Below are 18763 nucleotides of genomic sequence, written 5' to 3'. Positions count from 1 at the left end.
TTAATGAACCGAGGACAGGCCCGAAGCCAGTTGCATCACCCGCTCCTGAGTCGCCTCGCTGCGGTCGAGGGTGCCCATCAGGTCGCCCTCGTGCATGACCATTACCCGGTCACTCATGCCGAGCACTTCCGGCAGTTCCGAAGAAATCATGATCACCGCCATGCCTTCGCTGGCGAGGTAGGCGATGAGCCGGTAAATCTCGGCCTTGGCGCCTACATCGATGCCACGGGTCGGCTCGTCGAGAATCAGGATGCGCGGGTTGGTCATCAGCCAGCGGGCCAGCAAGGCTTTCTGCTGATTGCCACCTGACAGGGTGTCGATGCACTGCTCCAGCGACGGGGTTTTCACCCGCAGCTTCTTGCACATGTCTTCGCACAAGGCGCGCAAGGCTTTTTGCTGGATGAACCCGTGGCCGGCGTAGTGCGGCAGCACTGCCATTTCCATGTTTTCCAGCACCGAGAGGCACGGGAACAGACCACTGAGCTTGCGATCCTCGGTCAACAGCGCGAAGCCCTTCTCGATCGCCATGTGCGGATCGCTGATGCGCACCACCTCGCCATCGAGGCGGATCTCGCCACCGTCGCTGGGCGTGATGCCGAAGATCGCTTCGGCCACGTTGGTCCGGCCGGAGCCCATCAACCCGGCGATGCCGAGGATTTCCCCGGCGTGCAGGTCGAAGGAAACACCCTTGAAGATGCCATCGAGCTTGAGGTCGCGCACCGACAGCAACAGATCGCCGATCGGCTTTTCCCGCACCGGAAACAACTGGCTCAACTCGCGCCCGACCATCATCGAAATCAGGCTGTCGCTGTCCATGGAATCGGCCCGCTGCAGGCCGATGTAGGCACCGTCGCGGAACACCGCCACTTCATCGGCGATCGCGAACACTTCGTTCATTTTGTGGGTGATGTAGATGATGCCTTTGCCCTGGCTTTTCAGGTCGGCAATGATCGAGAACAGATGGGCGACTTCCTTGTCGGTGATGGCCGACGTCGGTTCGTCCATGATCAGGATGTCGGAATCGTAGGACACGGCTTTGGCGATCTCGACCATCTGCCGCTCGGCGATACTCAGGTTGCCGACCAGCTCTTCAGGGTCGAGGTTGATCCGCAGGCGCTCCAGCAGTTTCGCCGTGCAGCGGTGCATTTCCCGGTGGTCGATCATGTGCAAGCCGTTGAGCTGCTCGCGGCCGATCCAGATGTTTTCGGCGATGCTCATGTGCGGCATCAGGTTGAGTTCCTGGTGGATCATCGCGATCCCGGCCTGAAGCGCTGCCAGTGGCGTTTCGAACACCACCGGCTTACCCCGCAGGCGCAGCTCGCCGGCGTCTGGCTGGTAAATGCCGGCAATGATTTTCATCAAGGTGGATTTGCCCGCGCCATTCTCGCCCATGAGCGCCAGCACGGAACCGGGGCGTACCCGCAGTTGCACATCGGACAATGCCACCACACCGGGAAAACCCTTGCTGACGTTGACGATCTCCAGCAGGTACGGCTCTTCGACAGGTGTTGCAGTGGGCGGGCTCCCCGTCAAAGGGGTGCTCGAAGCAGTCGCTGAAGCGAACATGATCAGGTACTCCATCAGCAAGGTCGCGATCGCCACCTTGCGGGCTTATTGTTGTTATTGAACGGACGGACTATTTGAACTGGTCAACGTTTTGCGGCGTGATCAGGCGGAATGGCACCCAGACTGCCGGCTCGACCGGCTCGTTCTTCGCCATTCTCACCGCGGTATCGATGGAGCCGTCGGCCTGACCCTTGGCGTCCTGGAACACGGAAGCGGCCAGGGAGCCCTTCTTCACAGCGTTCAAGCCGTCCGGCGTACCATCGACACCCGCGATCAACACGCTGCCTTTGGCGACGCCGGCCTGTTGCAGGGCCATCGCGGCACCGATGGCCATTTCGTCGTTGTTGGAGACGACCGCGTCGAACTTGCGGCCCTGGGTCAGCCAGTCATTGACCAAGGTCATGCCCTTATCTCGCAGCCAGACGCCGCTCTGTTCCTGCTCGACCTTGATGTCCGGGTATTTGGCCAGCACCTCTTTGACGCCCTTGGTGCGGTTGGTGGTGGAGTTGTTCGCCAGATCGCCCAGCAGAATCACGATGTCGCCCTTGCCGCCCATTTTGTCGGCGAGGTACTGCATCTGCATCTCGCCGGCCTCCAGGTCGTTGGAGGCGACAGTCACTACACCTTTGGGCAGGTTCAGGTCATCGGGGCGGCGGTTGACATAGACCAGTGGGATGCCGGCCTTCACTGCCGCTTCAGTAATCTTTTTGGTGGCGGCGGTATCCACCGGATTGACCACGATGGCGTCGACCTTCTGGCTGATGAAGCTTTCGACCTGGCTCAGTTGCTTGACCACGTCGCTGCGGGCGTCTTCGAACTGCAGCTTGACGCCGTCGGGATAGGACTTGGCTTTCTTGTCCATGGATTCACGCAGGTAGGTCAGCCAGGTGTCATCGAACTGGGACATGCTGACGCCGATCTTCATATCGGCCAGCGCAGCGCCGCTGGCGAACATCAGGGACAAGGCCAGTGAGGCAAAACGGGTCTTGGTCTTCATGAAAAGTCTTTCTCCACATTCTTGTTGGTTTTATGGATAAGGCATGACGATTTCAGTAAGCGGACAAGCAGTCGAAGCGTTGGAACGTATCCCGAGACAGTGAATCTGGAATCGACTTTATTGGAAAATATTTTCCATATCAACCCGTTTTAGAATTTTATTATGATTTTATTCCATGGCTTGCAAACTCGCTCAGCTCCACCACCTGATGACGCTTGAAACTCAGTCGCGCAGCGTCTAGCACGCGGGTTGTCGCCAGTGCATCACGGGCGTCCACGGGCAGTGGGCCACCGTTTTGCAACGCGATTTGTAGCTGCAAATAGAACTGACTCCAGCAGCCGCGCTCAGACGGAACCCGTTCGCGTTCTTCTCCGTGCTCGAACCAGCCCCAACGGCGGTGCTCCTCGACGCCCCAGCGCTCGCCTTCGGTTTTCGGCGAGAGCCCGGCCAGTGCCTGGGCCTCCTGCCCGTCCAGCCCCTCGACGCTGTAACAACCCAGCGTACCGCTCACCCGAAAGCGCGGGCCGGGGCTGTTCTGCAGGCAACTGCCGCCCAGGTGCGAGGTCACGCCGCTGGCGTGGGTCAGGGACATGAAGAAGCCGTGATCGAAGGTCTGGTCTTTTTCCAGGTAGTCCAGTTCGGCGTAGACCCGTGTCACCGGGCCGAACAGCAACAGCGCCTGATCGACCAGATGACTGCCAAGATCGCGCAGGAAACCACCGCCGCTGCCGTTGTGAACCGACGACGGCGAGTAACGCTCGATCCGCGACTCGAACCGGCTGACCTGGCCCAGCGCGCCGGATTCGATGAGTTTGCGCACGGTTAGAAAGTCCGAATCCCAGCGCCGGTTTTGATAGACACTGAGCGGTACATTCTGGCGCTCGGCCATGGTGATCAGGGTTTGCGCCTGCTGCCAGTCGGCGGCGAACGGCTTGTCGCTGACCACCGCCACCCCGTGTTCGATGCCGTCCAGCACAAGTGCCGGCCGCCCTTTGAGGGGCGTCGATACCACCAGCACATCGATCCCGGCTTCCACCAACTGGCCGATGCTGTCGAAGGCCGGCACACCCGGATGCTCCGCCGCCAGCAACTGTCGGCGCTCCGCTGAACGGGTGACCACACCGACGAACGTCGCCGCCGGCAGGCTGCTGATCAGCGGAGCATGAAAAAACCGGCCGCCATGGCCGTAACCGACAAGTCCGATGCGCATGTCTGAACTCCTTCTTATTGTTATGTCACCGCGTTTCGGGAAAACGCGGTGGTTGTGGGAGCAGCGTTAACCGTAGAACCTCGGGCGGTCTGGCAGTGCGACCTTGACGATCGCGCCGCTGTTCTGCGCTTCGATGCACGCATCGGCGGCAACCGCTGCGGCAAAGCCATCCCACGCCGACGGCCCACCGACCTGCCCTGCCCGCACGCCATCGATGAACGCCTGCAACTCGACGTCATAGGCCGCGATGAAGCGATCCTTCCAGTCCATCAGAATCGCGTTGGACAGCTTGGCCCCGCTGCGCAATTGCACCTGGGACGGCTCCGGCAGCTTGGCGATGCCGGTCTCCCCCACCACTTCACACTGGATGTCGTAGCCGTACTGGCAATTGACGAAAACTTCCACGTCGATGCGCGTGCCCTTGGCGGTTTCCAGCAGCACAATCTGCGGATCTTTCAAATGTGCGAGGGCCTTGCTGCTCTTGCGCGGGAACACCACCTGCACCGAGACGTAATCGTCGTCGAGCAACCAGCGCAACACGTCCAGTTCATGGATCAGCGTGTCGGTGATCGCCATGTCGGTCTTGTAGTTTTCACCCACGCTCGGGTTGCGGTGGGCGCAGTGCAGCATCAACGGTTCGCCGATCTGGCCACTGTCGATCACCGACTTCAACGCGCGATAACCTTCATCGTACGGACGCATGAAACCGACCTGCACCAGCCGTTTGCCGTGGGCCACTTCGGCCTCGACAATTTTGCGGCAGCCTTCGGCGGTGACGGCCAGCGGCTTCTCGCAGAACACCGGTTTGCCCGCCGCAATCGCGGCCAGCACGAACTCTTCGTGGCTCGGGCCCCAGGAGGTGACGAGGATCGCGTCGACGTCCGGCGCCTGGATCAGCGCGTGGCCATCGGGATAGACCTCGGCGGTCAGTTTCAGGTCAGCCACGACCTTGGCCGCCTGCTGCAGATTGATGTCGGTAACCGCCACGACCTGACTGTTGAGCAAGGTCTGGCTGCAACGACGGATGTGATCCTGGCCGATGGCCCCGGTGCCGATGACGCCTAGCCGCAACGCTTGGGAAAGCAATGACATGAAAGGATTCCTTGTGGTTGTTCGATTCAGGGCAATCAGTACTGACGGGCCTTGGCCAGTCGTTCGTTCAGGGTTTTGGCCACCGCGTCGGTGCGGGCGCTGGTGGAGACTTGCGCCACGCCGACCCGCCACCACGACAGGTAACCGTGAATCATGGTCTTGGGCAGAACCTTGATGTCGATCAGGGTCGAGACCGTCTGCAAACGTGCATCGGCCAGCGCCGCCTGCAACTCTTCAACGGTGTTCACCTTGTAGGTCTTGCAGCCGTAAGCCGCCGCGCTCATGGCGAAATCCACCGGCACGAAAGTGCCGTCGAGCTTGCCGCTTTGCGGGTTACGGAAACGGAACTCGGTGGCAAAGCTGTCCATGCCGTTGCCCATCTGCAGGTTGTTGATGCAACCGAAGGTCATGTTGTCGAACAGCACCACGTTGATCTTGCGTCGCTCCTGGATCGAGGTGGCGAGTTCCGAGTGCAGCATCATGTAAGAGCCGTCGCCCACCAGCGCATAGACCTCGCGCTCGGGTTCGGCGAGCTTCACGCCCAGCGCGGCATTCACCTCATAGCCCATGCACGAATATCCGTACTCGACGTGATAGGTGTTCACCCCCTTGCTGCGCCAGCTGCGCTGCAAATCGCCGGGCAGACTGCCGGCAGCGGCGACGATCACCGCGTCGTCGGCGAGGGTTTCATTGAGTACGCCGAGCACGCGGCTCTGGGTCAGGCAGGAACCGGTCAGCTCGATGAATTCGCGCAACACCGCCGGATCGAGGTGGTCGTTGATTTCCGGGACGAAATCCCGTGCCTGGTAGTCGATCTGATACAGGCGGTCCACTTCCTCATCCAGTTGCGCCCGGGCCTGAAGGGGTTGATCGCCCCAGCCGGAACGGTAGTCGCCCAGCGCTTCAGCCAGCGCCGACAAACCTGTCCGGGCATCCGCCAGCAGTTGCACGCCGTCGAGTTTCAAGGCATCGCACGGACTGATGTTGAGGTTGAGAAATTGCACGTCAGGGTGCTGGAACAAGGATTTCGACGCCGTGGTGAAATCGCTGTAGCGAGTGCCGACACCTATGATCAGATCTGCGTCCCTGGCCAGCAGGTTCGCCGCAAGGCAACCGGTTTCGCCGATGCCGCCCACGTTCAGCGGATGGCTGGATACCAGCGCGCTCTTGCCGGCCTGGGTTTCGGCGAAGGGAATATCGAAGCGCTCGGCAAACGCCTGCAACGCCGCGTTGGCGCCCGAGTATTTGACGCCGCCGCCACAGATGATCAGCGGTTTGCGTTTAACTTTGAACAACGCCACGGCATCGCCGAGCATCGCTTCAGTGGCCGGGCGACGCTCGATCCGGTGCACGCGTTTTTGCAGGAAATAATCGGGATAGTCGTAGGCCTCGGCCTGCACGTCCTGCGGCAAGGCCAGGGTCACGGCGCCCGTTTCGGCGGGATCGGTGAGCACGCGCATGGCGTGGATTGCCGCCGTCATCAATTGTTCGGGACGGTTGATGCGATCCCAGTATTTGCTCACGGCCTTGAACGCATCGTTGGTGCTGATGCTCAGGTCGTGGAACTGCTCGATCTGTTGCAACACCGGGTCCGGTTGACGGCAGGCATAGACGTCGCCCGGCAACAGCAGCAAGGGAATCCGGTTGGCGGTCGCGGTGGCGGCAGCGGTCAGCATGTTCGCCGCGCCCGGCCCCACGGACGAGGTGCAGGCGTAGATCTTGCGTCGCAGATGCTGCTTGGCGAAACCGATCGCCGCATGGGCCATGCCTTGTTCGTTGCGACCCTGATGGACAATCAGGTCACCGCTGTCCTGCTCCAGCGCCTGCCCCAGACCCAGCACGTTGCCGTGGCCGAAAATGGTAAAGATCCCGGCGACAAACTTGCTCTGAACGCCATCGACCTCGATGTACTGGTTGTCGAGGAATTTCACCAGGGCCTGGGCCATGGTCAGTCTTGTTGTGGTCATAACCGCACCTTTCAAATTCAGATCCGATCCCTGCGAGGGGCACTGTCAACTCAGGGATTTGCTCAGGTAGTCCATACTCGCGCCGAGCGCCGTCTGGATATCCGCCAGACCATGGACGCTGTCGGCGAACGGCTCAAACGACAGGTAGCCGCTGTAGCCGCCAGCGAGCAGGCTGTTGATTTGTGCCGCGTTGCCGAGAATGTCATCCGCGCCCACCAGCACCCGATGGCCATCGCCAAGGGTCGCCAGCGGCGCCTCGGTCTCCTCGACACCGGAGATGTGTACCAGCCCGGTCAGCTCAGGGAAAAACTCCTGCTCACCGGCCAAATGGTGATGAAAGGTGTCGTGCACCAGACGGAACACATCCAGCCTGCCGACTGCCTTGATCGCCTCCACCGCCGTGCGTTTGCGGCGCAGCGAGCAGGCTTTGAAACCCAGCGGCTCGATGAACCCCAGCAGGCCGTGATCACGCAGGATCGGCGCCAGCTCGCTCAACGCGGTGCGCAGGCCCGACGCACGTTCGGCGACGCTGCGCGGATCGGCGCGGTCGTTCAACGGACACATCACCAACCCCCGCGCACCACAATCGCGGGCATACGCAGCGAGCTTCAAGGCTTGCGCGCGGCGCTCGTCATTCCACACATCAAACGGATACAGCGCGTTGATCGACAGCACGTTGATGCCGTGGGCCGCGCACAACTCACGCACGTGTCCGGGCGCGGTGCCGTCCTCGATCTCGATGCCTTTGAGGTCGTTGCGGATCTCGATGGCGTCGGCCTTGAGGGTCACCGCCAACTCGATGAACGCCGGCAGGGACAAACGTGGAGCGACCATTCGGTTCAGGGCAAAACGCAGGGGAGTACTCATTCTTGTTGTTCTCCGCGTAGATGATTTATTTGGCCGTCGGCATGCTGAATTCCGGGCCCTTGGCAATGCTGTCGGGCCAGCGCTGCATCACGCTTTTGTAGCGACTGTAGAAACGAATGCCTTCCTCCCCGTAGGCATGGTGATCGCCGAACAGCGAGCGCTTCCAGCCACCGAACGAATGCCAGGCCATGGGCACCGGAATAGGCACGTTGATGCCGACCATCCCGACCTTGATGCTGCGGGCGAAGGCGCGGGCGATCCCGCCATCGCTGGTGAAGCACGACACGCCGTTGCCGAATTCATGGGCGTTGATCAGCGCCACGGCACTGGCGAAATCCGGCACGCGCACGATGCCCAGCACCGGGCCGAAGATTTCCTGCTGATAGATGCTCATGTCGGTGGTGACGTGATCGAACAGCGTCGCGCCGACGAAAAAGCCCGCCTCGGCCCCCGGCACCTTGAAATGGCGGCCGTCGACAATCAGCTGCGCGCCCTGGGCCACGCCCTGATCGATAAAGCCTTCCACCCTGGCCTTGTGTTCGGCGGTGACCAGCGGCCCCATGTCGTTGTCGCCTTGCAGACCGTTGCCGACTTTCAATTGATCGATGCGCGGCAACAGTTTGGCGATCAGTTGATCGCCGACTTCGCCGACCGCCACCGCAATCGAAATCGCCATGCAGCGCTCACCGGCCGATCCGTAAGCGGCGCCGATCAAGGCATCCGCCGCCTGATCCAGATCCGCGTCAGGCATGACGATCATGTGATTCTTCGCGCCGCCCAGCGCCTGCACTCGCTTGCCGCGCGCGGTGGCCTGCTGGTGGATGTATTCGGCAATCGGCGTCGATCCGACAAACGAAATCGCCTCGATGTCCGGGTGCTGCAGCAAGGCGTCGACCGCCGTCTTGTCGCCCTGAACCACGTTGAACACGCCGTCCGGCAAACCGGCTTCGGTCAACAGCCGAGCCATCAGCAAACTGGCGGACGGATCGCGCTCGGACGGTTTGAGGATGAAGCAGTTGCCGGTAACCAGCGCCAGCGGAATCATCCACAGCGGCACCATCACCGGGAAGTTGAAGGGCGTGACCCCGGCGCAGACGCCGAGTGGCTGCCGCAGGTTCCAGTTGTCGATGCCGCCGCCTATGTTGTCGCTGAACTCGGTCTTCAACAGGTTCGGCGCACCGCAGGCGTACTCGACGATTTCAATGCCTCGGGTGACTTCGCCCTTGGCGTCGGAAAACACCTTGCCGTGTTCGCGGCTGATGATTTCGGCCAGTTCGTCGTGATGACGATCGAGCAATTCCTTGAACTTGAACATCACCCGCGAACGGCGCAGGGACGATTGCTCGGACCAGGCCGGGAATGCCTTGAGCGCCGAAGCGACGGCAGCGTCCACGGTCTTCTGGCTGGCCAACCCGACCCGCGCCTGAACGCCGCCGGTGGCCGGATTGAAGACATCGCTGAATCGTTCGCTACCGCTGTCGTGCACCTGACCGTCGATGTAATGGCCTATGACCGGGGCGTCGCTCATTGTTCTTGTTCTCCGTGCGAAAGTTGGAATTCAGTGATCCAGCAGCCAGCTGTGCTGCGGGTCGTTATGGAATTGCCAGACGCGTTTCGGCCCGGCCATCACGTTCAGGTAGTAGGACTCGTAGCCATACGGCACGCTGACCGGGTGATAGCCCTTGGGAACGACGACGAGGTCGCTGTTTTCCACGGCCATGGCCTGATCGATGCTGCGGTCGTCGGTGTAGACCCGCTGGAACACGAAACCCTGGGGCGGGTTGATCTGGTGGTAGTAGGTTTCTTCGAGAAAGCTCTGGTGCGGCAGGTCGTCGGTGTCGTGCTTGTGCGGCGGGTAGCTCGAGGAATGCCCCGACGGCGTGCGCACTTCCACCACCAGCAGCGAATGGGCCGGCTCGCTGTCCGGCAGGATGTCGCAGACATAGCGGGTGTTGGCGCCCTTGCCGCGCACGCTGCGCTTCATGGTTTCAGGCCTGATCAGGCGCGGGCCGAGGTCCGTGGTGGTCGAACCGGGAGCGGCGCAAACCGCCACTTGCGCATCACTCAATGCCACCACCTGCGCCTGACTGCCGGGTGGCAGGTACGCGGCGAACGGGGATTTGTCTTCGAACACCGACTGGCGATCACCGAGGTTGTCCCAGTTGAAAGCCCCCTGCCCCGGCGCTTCGCCGTGGATGCCGACCCGACCGCTGAGCAGCACCAGGCACAGCTCCTTGTCGCCCGCTGCGACTGGCAAGGTTTCACCCAGGCTCAACCGGTAGGCGGCGAATCCCACGTATTGCAGTTCACCTTCAGCCAGCTCGACCATGGTCCGGCCACGGGCATTGCTTTTGACCAGCAGGCTCATCGCGCAGTCCTCTCGTCGAGCAAGGCACGCAAGGTGTCGAAGCCTTTTTTCGCGTAGACATAACTCGGCGCCACTGCCGGATCCTGCTCGGCCTCGACCACCAGCCAGCCGTGGTAGTCGGCCGCCAGCAGCACGTCCAGCAACTCGGCGAAGTCGATGTCACCATCCCCTGGCACGGTGAAGGTGCCGTTGATGATGCAGTCGGGGAAGCTCCACAGGTTGTTGCGCGCCAGTTGCACCACCGGTTTGCGCACGTCCTTGAAATGCACGTGGCAGATGCGCGACAGGTGTTTGCGCAGCACCTGCAAGGGCTCGCCGCCGCCCATGTAGCAATGGCCCGAATCGAACAGCAGCCCGACTTCATTACCGGTCAACGCCATCAGGGTGTCGATGTCCGACGGCGATTCGACGTAGGCGCCCATATGGTGGTGATACGCCAGACGCACGCCCTGGGACAGGGTGAAGCGCGCCAGTTCGGTCAGCTTGTCGGCGTATTGCTGCCACGCCTGCTCGGTGTGAAAACGCGGGCGCTCGACCAGCGGAATCCGTTGGCCCTGAATGGAATCGGCGACTTCACCGTAAACCAGCACGTTCGCGCCGTTCTTTGCCAGCAGCTCGACATGGCTGGCAATCGCGTCGATTTCCTCGGCTACCGAACGGCGCGCGAGGCGACTGGAATACCAGCCGGACACCAGCGCCAGGTCATACGGACGCAGCACGTCGCCAACGCCTTTGGCGTCCTTGGGAAACTTGCCGTTGAGTTCGAAACCTTCATAACCGATGGCCTTGCCTTCGCTGAGGGCGGTGCTCAGCGGCGTTTCACCGCCGAGGGACGGCAGGTCGTCGTTGCTCCAGGAAATCGGGTTGATGCCAATTCGGATAGCGGGCATGGCTGCACCTTTTATTGTTATTTCTAGAATGTTCAACCGCGGCTCAGGCCCGGGCCGTACGCCAGGCATCGATCAGCTCGACGAAGGTGCCCTGTACCTGGCGGATCAGCGTTTCGTCGCCGATCTCCCCGGCCAGCCAGGCGCGGCTCGGCTCCTGGAAAATCGTCCGGCCCACGGCGAACCCGCGGCAGGTCTGGCTCTGACTGGCCTGTTGAAAGCCCTCTGCCAATGCGGATGCCGGGGCATTCAGGCCCAGCAGCACCACACCCCGGCAATAGGGATCGCGCGCCTGGATCAGTTTGTCGAGCTGTTGCCATTCCTCGGCGCTTTGCGCTTCGATCTTCCACCACGCCGGGTAGATGCCCAGGTTGTAGAGGCGTTTGAGCGCGCGATACAACACGTCGGGATGCGGTGAGGGGTGATCCTTGGGCGGGATGATTTCCAGCAGCAATTCATGACCGCTGACCTGCGATGCCTGATACAACGCCTTGATTTGCGCTTCCTGCTCCAAGCGCAGCATCGGTTCGTCGTCCGGGTGGAATTGCACCAGGCATTTGATGATTTGCTCTTGCGGCCAGGCGATCAGGTTGCTGCCGATCGAGCGCCCGTGCTCGAAGGCCAGCGGCCGCGAGCCCTGCACCTCGACCGGCCGCGCCACCCACCAGCCACGACCGGTGGCGGCATTCAGCGAGTCCTGGCCGAAACGCTGATCCGCCAGCAGCCCGACATCGGCTTCGATGCCCTGCTCGCGCAAGTCGCTTTCGACCCGTTCCACGGCCTTGATGAACAGTTGCTTGAGTTCGCCGATGGCGCCGAGGTCGCGTCCGCCCTTCTGGGCCAGTTCCACCAGTTGCCCGCGATGGTCGAAGGCAAAGATGAACAGTTGCTTCCACTGTTTGCGCGGCACACTGACCTGATGCAGGCGTTGCAGGGTGGCGTCCTGATCCGGCCGGGTAATCGGCACCGGGCTGCTGAACAAGTAATCGAGTTCGGCACGGGTCGGCATCGCCGGCGCGCAGGCATGGCGCGACACCACCAAACCACCGCAGGCATTGGCCAACTGGCAGCAACGCTCGTCGCTGGCATCCTCCAGCCAACCGCTGAGGAAACCCGACATGAACGCATCGCCGGCGCCCAGTACGTTCAGCACCTCGACCCGCACGCCGGGATAAATCGCGCCGTCTACAAGACGTTGTGGAATCTCCCCGTGGATCACTGTGCAACCTTGCGGGCCGAGCTTGACCACCAAGGTCGCAGCGCTCAATCGCCGGACATTGCGCAGCGCAGTGAGCAAATCCTCGGAACCACCGGCCATCAGAAACTCTTCTTCCGTCCCGACCACAAGATCGAAGCGCGGGAGAATTTGTTGCACATGTTGAGTGACGTTCTGATCGGCAACGAAACGGGTTTCGCCGTCCGCCTTGCCGGCGAGCCCCCACAGGACCGGCCGGTAGTCGATGTCCAGCACCCGTTTGACGTTGTGCTTTTCGGCGTAGTCCAGCGCCTGGATGCTCGCCTTGTAGACGCCATCGGTGGAGAAATGAGTGCCGGTGATCAGCAAGGCTTTGCTGGAGGCGATAAAGGCTTCACTGATGTCTTCGGCCCGCAGCGCCATGTCGGCGCAATTTTCACGGTAGAAGACCAGGGGAAAGGTTTCCCGATCCTTGAGACCGAGCAGCACCATGGCGGTCAGACGCTGCGGATCGACCTTGATGCCACTGACATCGCAGCCTTCACGAGCCAGGGACTCGATCAGGAAACGCCCCATGTGATCGTCGCCGGTTCGGCTCAGCATCGCCGACCTGAGCCCCAGCCGGGCGGTGCCGAACGCGATGTTGGCGGACGAGCCACCGAGGTATTTGGCGAAGCTGCTCACATCCTCCAGCCGTGCCCCGACTTGCTGCGCATAGAGGTCGACGCCGAGGCGCCCGAGGCAAATCAGATCCAATTGACGTCCACTGGCAAAACGAGTCTGGCCCATGCTGGCTCCTGTTATTTTTATCAGCCTGTGCCCAACGCGATGACCGCGCCGGACACTCTTGGTGGATGCAGACTAAAACGAGCCGGATCGAACAATCAATAAATATTCCAATTATTTTTCATGTGGAATATTTTTTCCAATAAACTTCAGTACAGGCGCTCCAGAGGCAGTGCATCGTTTCAGCAGGCATCCCGCTGGCGCAAGCCCAAGATTTTGTCCGGGCCGAGCCTGTAGACTGCGCACAGCCAAACTATTGTCAGGGGACGAGACGTAACCGTTCCTATAAGAACAAGCCAGAAGGATTATTTATGTCCCGCACCGATCAGCCGGCTACCGCCGAGAGCACGCCCGAGAGCGATCTTGCCAGCCCCCCGATCAATGCCGAGCGCCTGCTGCAGCTCATCACCACTGAATACGAAAGCCTGCCGCGCCAGCTCAAACGCATCGCCAGTTATATGAGCCAGCAAAGCGACCGCATCATGGTCGACCGTATCAGCGACATCGCCCGCGAGTGCGAAGTGCATCCGTCGGCCATCGTGCGGTTTTCCCAGCGTTTCGGTTTCAGCGGATTCAGTGAAATGCAGGCGCTGTTCCGCGAGGCGTATACCCACAAAGCCACGCCGGTACAGAACTACCAGCAGCGCATTCGCAGCATGATCGCCAACAAGTCGCAGAAAGCCAGCGGCGGCGACCTGGCCCGCGAGTGCATCGACGCCACCCTGTCGGGCATCGAACGCCTGGGCCAGGAACTGGATGACCAGGCCTTTGAAAAGGCCGTGGATCTGGTGGTCAATGCCGACAATATCTATGTGGTCGGGGTGCGACGCTCGTTCGCCGTGGCGGACTATCTGGTCTACAACCTGCAACACACCAACAAGCGCATTCACTTGGTCTCGGGCCTCGGCGGCAGCTATCGCGAGCAGATGCGCAGCGTGCGCGCCAATGACCTGGTGATCGCCATCAGCTTTACGCCGTATGGCAAGGAAACCCAGCATTGCCTGCGTATCGCCCAGCACCATCAGGCAAAAACCCTGATCATCACTGACAGCAATCTCTCACCGCTGGCAAAGCGCGCCAACACTTTGCTGCTGGTCAACGAAGGCAGTTCGTTTGCATTCCGTTCCCTGAGTGCGACCTTGTGCCTGTGCCAGGCGTTGTTTATCGCCGTGGCCTATCGACTGGAGTTGAAGGTGGATGAGATTCACGAGCAGGTCGGGTTTGAAGACTGACCGGAACACCGGCATCCCAGCGAATGCGGCAATTCAAAATATTTATTCCATTATTTGAATGCAGGGAATATTTATTCCATAAACAGGATCTCTGAAAACAAGAACTCAAAGGATCCTGTCATGCGTGAACTCGGAATCGGCCTTATCGGCACGGGCTTCATGGGGCGTGCCCACGCCTTGGCCTTTCGCAACGTCAGCGGAGCATTCGAACTGCCCTTCACCCTTCGCCTGGCCGCCCTGGCTGACGCCGATCCCGCACGCGCACAAGCCTGCGCCACCGCCTGGGGTTTTGAGCAGGCCCATGGCGACTGGCAGCGATTGATCGATGACCCCAAGGTCAACCTGATCGCCATCACCACACCCAATCACCTGCACTACCCGATGGCCATGGCAGCCCTTGCTGCCGGCAAACCGGTTTACTGCGAAAAGCCATTGGCGGTGAATCTTGAACAAGCTCATGCCATGCACGTGGCGGCGAAGCATGCCGGCGTCGTCACCCGGGTCGGCTACAACTACCAACACAACCCGCTCATCGGCCTGGCACGCGAGCTGATCCTGAGTGGCGAACTCGGCGAGATCATCAGTTTTCAAGGTGAATTCAGCGAAGACTTCATGGCCGATCCTGCCTCCCCTTGGTCGTGGCGCTGCGAACCCGAACATGCCGGTGGAGCACTGGCGGATCTGGGCAGCCACTTGCTCGCCATGGCGCGCTATCTAATGGGTGATGTCGAAGCGGTGTGCGCCGACTCCCAGACCGTCCATGGCCAGCGCCCGGCCACAACCGGCAGCCAGGAACAACGCCGCATTGCGGTCGACGATCAGGCCCATGCGCTGCTTCGCTTTGCCAGCGGCGCGCGCGGCACCTTCAGCAGCAGTTGGCTCAAGCATGGCTACAAGAATCATCTGAGCTTCGAAATCAGCGGCACCCGAGGCACCCTGGCGTTCGATCAGGAGCGTTTGAACGAGCTACGCCTGTGTCGCGCCGGCCAGGGCGGCTTCCAGCGTTTACTCGCAGGACCGGACTTGCCCGGCTACGCAGCATTCAGCCCGGCGCCGGGACATCAGCTGGGTTACAACGAGCTGAAAACACTGGAAGTGCATGAGCTGATCATGGCGTTGGCCGGGAACGGGCAAACGGGCACTGATTTCGAGAAGGCGTTTGAAGTTGAGAGGCTGGCGACGGCGATTCGGGTCGCGGCTGAGGAGCGGCGCTGGGTGTCTGTCAGTGAAATCACTGACTAGTTTTGTGCGGGCACAAAAAAGCCGATCTGGATGATCGGCTTGAGTGTCTGACTTTGATGAGGAGGGAAGCTGGATTCCCCTGCAAAAGTCACTGCGCATGAAAAAGCCCAACTCGCTAAAGTTGGGCTAAGTCATTGAATTATATGGTCGGGACGGAGTGATTCGAACACTCGACCCCTAGCACCCCATGCTAGTGCGCTACCGGACTGCGCTACGCCCCGACTAGGTTTGAAACTCGTTCTCCATCTCGAAGAACGCTCAAGAATATATCGCAAGCTTTTGAAAACTGGAAGTATTTAAAAGCAGGAAATTATTTCTTGAGGACCACCAGAACATCTTCGAGCTCGGCGATCATCTGGCGGATCATTTGCTTGTATTGGGTGGTGTCGTCTTTGGCTTCATCGCCGGACAGACGCAAGCGCGCGCCGCCGATGGTGAACCCCTGATCATAAAGGAGCGCACGGATCTGCCGGATCATCAGCACGTCCTGGCGCTGGTAATACCGGCGGTTTCCGCGGCGTTTGACGGGGTTGAGTTGAGGAAACTCCTGCTCCCAGTAGCGCAGCACGTGTGGTTTTACCGCACACAGCTCGCTGACTTCACCAATGGTGAAGTAGCGTTTGCCCGGGATAACGGGTAGTTCGTCGTTATGACTTGGTTCCAGCATAAGCCTCAACTCGGGCCTTCAACTTCTGCCCTGGACGAAAGGTGACCACACGGCGAGCCGTGATCGGGATTTCTTCCCCCGTTTTCGGGTTGCGGCCAGGCCGCTGGCGTTTGTCCCGAAGGTCGAAATTGCCGAAACCCGACAATTTGACCTGCTCGTTGTCTTCAAGAGCGTGCCTGATTTCCTCGAAAAACAGTTCAACCAATTCCTTGGCTTCCCGCTTGTTCAGGCCCAGCTCTTCATACAGACGTTCCGCCATCTCAGCTTTCGTCAAAGCCCCCATACGTCACTTCCTTAACGTGGCGTTCAACCTTTGTTCGAGCGAGGTGAGGATATTTTGCGTCGTCGAATTCACCTCATCGTCATTAAGAGTGCGCGATGGATGCTGCCAGGTCAAGCCGACTGCAAGGCTTTTTCTATCAGGATCAATGCCTTTACCCTGATACACGTCAAATAGCCTGAGGTCTGTCAGCCATTCGCCTGCATTTTCACGGATTACGTCCAGTACAGCCGAGGCTGCAACGTCTCTGTGCGCAATCAATGCCAGGTCACGACGCACTTCAGGAAAGCGCGACAACTCGTGGAATTTCGGCATTTTACCCAGAGCGACTTCAGCCAGGATCAGCTCAAAGACGAAGACCGGACGGTCGAGACCCAGGGATTTCGACAGCTCAGGGTGAATCGCGCCGATAAAGCCGACTTCACGCCCTTCCCGTTCGATGCGCGCGGTCTGACCCGGATGCAGTGCAGGGTGTTTGCCCGGTGCAAAAGTGAACTGATCCAGCGCACCGGCAAAGCCCAGCACCGCTTCTACGTCAGCCTTGACGTCGAAGAAGTCCACGGTATCGCGACCTTGCGCCCAGCCTTCCGGCAGACGGCTGCCGCATACCACACCGGCGATCATCGGCTCTTGCTTCAGACCTTCCAGCTGACCGACAAAGCGCAGACCGCTCTCGAACAGACGAACACGATCCTGCTGACGGTTGAGGTTGTGCTGCAACGCCTTGACCAGACCCGGCCACAGCGACGAACGCATGGCGGCCATGTCATTGGAGATAGGGTTCGCCAACAGCAGCGGCTCCACGCCCGGGTTGAACAGCTCGAACTGCTTCGGATCGATGAAACTGTAAGTGATCGCTTCCTGGTAACCACGAGCAACCAGCAGACGACGCAGTTCCGGCAGATCGCTGCGCGCTTCGGCCTTGGCCTGTGGCGCCAGACGAGCTTGCGGGTAACGAACCGGCAAGCGGTTGTAACCGTACAGACGTGCCAGCTCTTCGATCAGATCGACTTCCAGGCTGATATCGAAGCGATGGCTCGGCACTTCTACGCGCCACTGTCCTGCTCCGTCGGCGGAAACTTTCAGACCCAAAGCGTTGAGCAGACGCTCGACTTCGGCCGAATCCATTTCCATGCCCAGCATCTGGGTAATGCGCTGAGCACGCAGGGTGATCGGCGCGATCGACGGCAGATGCGGCTCGCTAACGGTCTCGATGATCGGGCCGGCTTCGCCGCCGGTGATTTCCAGCAGCAGGCCAGTGGCGCGCTCCATGGCTTCACGGGCCAGTTGCCAGTCCACGCCACGCTCGTAGCGGTGCGAAGCGTCGGTGTGAAGACCGTATGAACGAGCCTTGCCCGCCACCGCGATCTGATCGAAGAACGCACTTTCAAGGAATACGTCGCGAGTGGTCGCGGACACGCCACTGTGCTCGCCACCCATCACGCCGGCAATGGCCAGAGCGCGAGTGTGGTCGGCGATCACCAGCGTATCGCTACGCAGGCTGACTTCCTGACCGTCGAGCAGCACGAGCTTCTCGCCCTCTTCCGCCATGCGCACACGGATGCCGCCATTGATTTCGGCGAGATCGAAAGCGTGCAGCGGCTGGCCCAGCTCAAGCATCACGTAGTTAGTGATGTCGACGGCGGCGTCGATGCTGCGGACTTCGGCGCGACGCAGACGCTCAACCATCCACAGCGGCGTCGGCCTGGACAGGTCAACGTTACGTATGACACGGCCCAGGTAACGCGGGCAGGCAGCAGGTGCCAGGACTTCTACCGAGCGCACTTCATCGTGCACCGCCGGAACGGTCATCACCACCGGGCGAGTGACCGGAGCGTCGTACAGCGCGCCGACTTCACGGGCCAGACCGGCCAGAGACAGGCAGTCGCCGCGGTTCGGAGTCAGATCGACTTCGATGCTGGCGTCTTCCAGGTCCAGATAAACACGGAAATCTTCACCTACCGGCGCATCGGCCGGCAGCTCCATCAGACCGTCATTGCCTTCACCGACCTGCAACTCGGATTGCGAGCACAGCATGCCGTTGGACTCGACACCGCGCAGCTTGGCCTTCTTGATCTTGAAGTCGCCCGGCAGCTCGGCACCGATCATCGCGAACGGAATCTTCAGGCCCGGACGCACGTTTGGCGCACCGCACACGACCTGGAAAGTTTCCGCGCCGTTGCTGACCTGGCACACGCGCAATTTGTCGGCATCGGGGTGCTGCTCGGTGCTCAGCACCTCACCCACGACCACGCCACTGAAAACACCGGCGGCCGGCGTAACGCTATCGACCTCAAGACCGGCCATCGACAGACGTGCAACCAGCGCGTCGCGATCTACCTGCGGGCTGACCCAGCCACGCAGCCATTGTTCACTGAATTTCATCCTGCTCTCCTAAGAATTCGTT

At 60.7% G+C, this 18763-nt stretch carries 15 protein-coding genes and 1 tRNA gene; 2 read left to right on the top strand and 14 right to left on the bottom strand.

Translation table 11 applies throughout. The features are described from left to right. From AC0R79_RS11150 to AC0R79_RS11105, 10 genes are all read right to left on the bottom strand, one after another. On the bottom strand, nt 1-1566 hold the full coding sequence (locus AC0R79_RS11150; protein ID WP_474734410.1) for a sugar ABC transporter ATP-binding protein: 1566 nt from the start codon (nt 1564-1566) through the stop codon (nt 1-3). 70 nt (nt 1567-1636) lie between these two features. Then, entirely contained in the window at nt 1637-2563 is a 927-nt protein-coding gene (locus tag AC0R79_RS11145; protein ID WP_007956051.1) for a sugar ABC transporter substrate-binding protein, read from the bottom strand. 160 nt (nt 2564-2723) lie between these two features. Continuing rightward, the gene (locus AC0R79_RS11140) at nt 2724-3773 is read right to left on the bottom strand and encodes a Gfo/Idh/MocA family protein (protein WP_221534585.1); all 1050 of its coding nucleotides are present in this window, start codon (nt 3771-3773) and stop codon (nt 2724-2726) included. Nucleotides 3774-3839: 66 nt separating this feature from the next. Then, on the bottom strand, nt 3840-4865 hold the full coding sequence (gene iolG, locus AC0R79_RS11135) for a bifunctional inositol 2-dehydrogenase/D-chiro-inositol 1-dehydrogenase (protein WP_474734409.1): 1026 nt from the start codon (nt 4863-4865) through the stop codon (nt 3840-3842). Between the two features lie 35 nt (nt 4866-4900). After that, nucleotides 4901-6832, bottom strand: coding sequence for a 3D-(3,5/4)-trihydroxycyclohexane-1,2-dione acylhydrolase (decyclizing) (gene iolD, locus AC0R79_RS11130; protein ID WP_474734408.1), 1932 nt, complete (start codon nt 6830-6832; stop codon nt 4901-4903). A gap of 45 nt (nt 6833-6877) precedes the next feature. Beyond that, complete coding sequence (locus AC0R79_RS11125; RefSeq protein WP_375746514.1) at nt 6878-7699, bottom strand: TIM barrel protein; 822 nt, start codon at nt 7697-7699, stop codon at nt 6878-6880. 25 nt (nt 7700-7724) lie between these two features. Continuing rightward, nucleotides 7725-9227, bottom strand: coding sequence for a CoA-acylating methylmalonate-semialdehyde dehydrogenase (locus tag AC0R79_RS11120; protein ID WP_474734407.1), 1503 nt, complete (start codon nt 9225-9227; stop codon nt 7725-7727). A 30-nt stretch (nt 9228-9257) separates the two neighbouring features. Beyond that, entirely contained in the window at nt 9258-10067 is an 810-nt protein-coding gene (gene iolB, locus AC0R79_RS11115; protein WP_474734406.1) for a 5-deoxy-glucuronate isomerase, read from the bottom strand. Further along, nucleotides 10064-10957, bottom strand: coding sequence for a myo-inosose-2 dehydratase (iolE, locus tag AC0R79_RS11110; protein WP_007956043.1), 894 nt, complete (start codon nt 10955-10957; stop codon nt 10064-10066). The genes iolB and iolE overlap by 4 nt, the downstream gene beginning before the upstream one ends. 43 nt (nt 10958-11000) lie before the next feature. Beyond that, nucleotides 11001-12938 carry a bifunctional 5-dehydro-2-deoxygluconokinase/5-dehydro-2-deoxyphosphogluconate aldolase gene (locus AC0R79_RS11105; RefSeq protein ID WP_474734404.1) on the bottom strand — a complete coding sequence of 646 codons (1938 nt, stop codon included), beginning with the start codon at nt 12936-12938 and terminating at the stop codon, nt 11001-11003. Nucleotides 12939-13246: 308 nt separating this feature from the next. On the opposite strand from AC0R79_RS11105, the gene AC0R79_RS11100 reads away from it, so the two are divergent. Next, on the top strand, nt 13247-14167 hold the full coding sequence (locus AC0R79_RS11100; RefSeq protein ID WP_085607793.1) for a MurR/RpiR family transcriptional regulator: 921 nt from the start codon (nt 13247-13249) through the stop codon (nt 14165-14167). 120 nt (nt 14168-14287) lie between these two features. Continuing rightward, entirely contained in the window at nt 14288-15409 is a 1122-nt protein-coding gene (locus AC0R79_RS11095; protein ID WP_474734403.1) for a Gfo/Idh/MocA family protein, read from the top strand. Nucleotides 15410-15553: 144 nt separating this feature from the next. Here AC0R79_RS11095 and AC0R79_RS11090 read toward each other — a convergent pair. From AC0R79_RS11090 to pheT, 4 genes are all read right to left on the bottom strand, one after another. Next, nucleotides 15554-15630: transfer RNA gene (locus tag AC0R79_RS11090), tRNA-Pro, on the bottom strand. 89 nt (nt 15631-15719) lie between these two features. Next, nucleotides 15720-16076, bottom strand: coding sequence for a MerR family transcriptional regulator (locus AC0R79_RS11085; RefSeq protein ID WP_003179985.1), 357 nt, complete (start codon nt 16074-16076; stop codon nt 15720-15722). After that, complete coding sequence (gene ihfA, locus AC0R79_RS11080; protein ID WP_002553164.1) at nt 16057-16359, bottom strand: integration host factor subunit alpha; 303 nt, start codon at nt 16357-16359, stop codon at nt 16057-16059. Before ihfA ends, AC0R79_RS11085 begins: the two co-directional genes overlap by 20 nt. A gap of 3 nt (nt 16360-16362) precedes the next feature. After that, nucleotides 16363-18741, bottom strand: a complete 2379-nt coding sequence (gene pheT, locus AC0R79_RS11075) for a phenylalanine--tRNA ligase subunit beta (protein ID WP_474734400.1) — start codon at nt 18739-18741, stop codon at nt 16363-16365. Between the last annotated feature and the right edge of the window lie 22 nt (nt 18742-18763).

It is taken from the genome of Pseudomonas sp. HD57-3 (assembly GCF_056113135.1).
The sequence above is the reverse complement of the archived record's forward strand: the minus strand, read 5'-3'. Positions and strand labels throughout refer to the sequence as shown.

Bases quoted from the DNA above. Each gene is read 5' to 3' on its own strand.
- AC0R79_RS11095 (WP_474734403.1), top strand. From the start codon at position 14,288: ATGCGTGAACTCGGAATCGGCCTTATCGGCACGGGCTTCATGGGGCGT.
- ihfA (WP_002553164.1), bottom strand. From the start codon at position 16,359: ATGGGGGCTTTGACGAAAGCTGAGATGGCGGAACGTCTGTATGAAGAG.
- AC0R79_RS11085 (WP_003179985.1), bottom strand. From the start codon at position 16,076: ATGCTGGAACCAAGTCATAACGACGAACTACCCGTTATCCCGGGCAAA.
- AC0R79_RS11105 (WP_474734404.1), bottom strand. From the start codon at position 12,938: ATGGGCCAGACTCGTTTTGCCAGTGGACGTCAATTGGATCTGATTTGC.
- AC0R79_RS11100 (WP_085607793.1), top strand. From the start codon at position 13,247: ATGTCCCGCACCGATCAGCCGGCTACCGCCGAGAGCACGCCCGAGAGC.
- iolE (WP_007956043.1), bottom strand. From the start codon at position 10,957: ATGCCCGCTATCCGAATTGGCATCAACCCGATTTCCTGGAGCAACGAC.
- AC0R79_RS11125 (WP_375746514.1), bottom strand. From the start codon at position 7,699: ATGAGTACTCCCCTGCGTTTTGCCCTGAACCGAATGGTCGCTCCACGT.
- iolB (WP_474734406.1), bottom strand. From the start codon at position 10,067: ATGAGCCTGCTGGTCAAAAGCAATGCCCGTGGCCGGACCATGGTCGAG.
- pheT (WP_474734400.1), bottom strand. From the start codon at position 18,741: ATGAAATTCAGTGAACAATGGCTGCGTGGCTGGGTCAGCCCGCAGGTA.
- iolD (WP_474734408.1), bottom strand. From the start codon at position 6,832: ATGACCACAACAAGACTGACCATGGCCCAGGCCCTGGTGAAATTCCTC.
- AC0R79_RS11120 (WP_474734407.1), bottom strand. From the start codon at position 9,227: ATGAGCGACGCCCCGGTCATAGGCCATTACATCGACGGTCAGGTGCAC.
- iolG (WP_474734409.1), bottom strand. From the start codon at position 4,865: ATGTCATTGCTTTCCCAAGCGTTGCGGCTAGGCGTCATCGGCACCGGG.
- AC0R79_RS11150 (WP_474734410.1), bottom strand. From the start codon at position 1,566: ATGTTCGCTTCAGCGACTGCTTCGAGCACCCCTTTGACGGGGAGCCCG.
- AC0R79_RS11145 (WP_007956051.1), bottom strand. From the start codon at position 2,563: ATGAAGACCAAGACCCGTTTTGCCTCACTGGCCTTGTCCCTGATGTTC.
- AC0R79_RS11140 (WP_221534585.1), bottom strand. From the start codon at position 3,773: ATGCGCATCGGACTTGTCGGTTACGGCCATGGCGGCCGGTTTTTTCAT.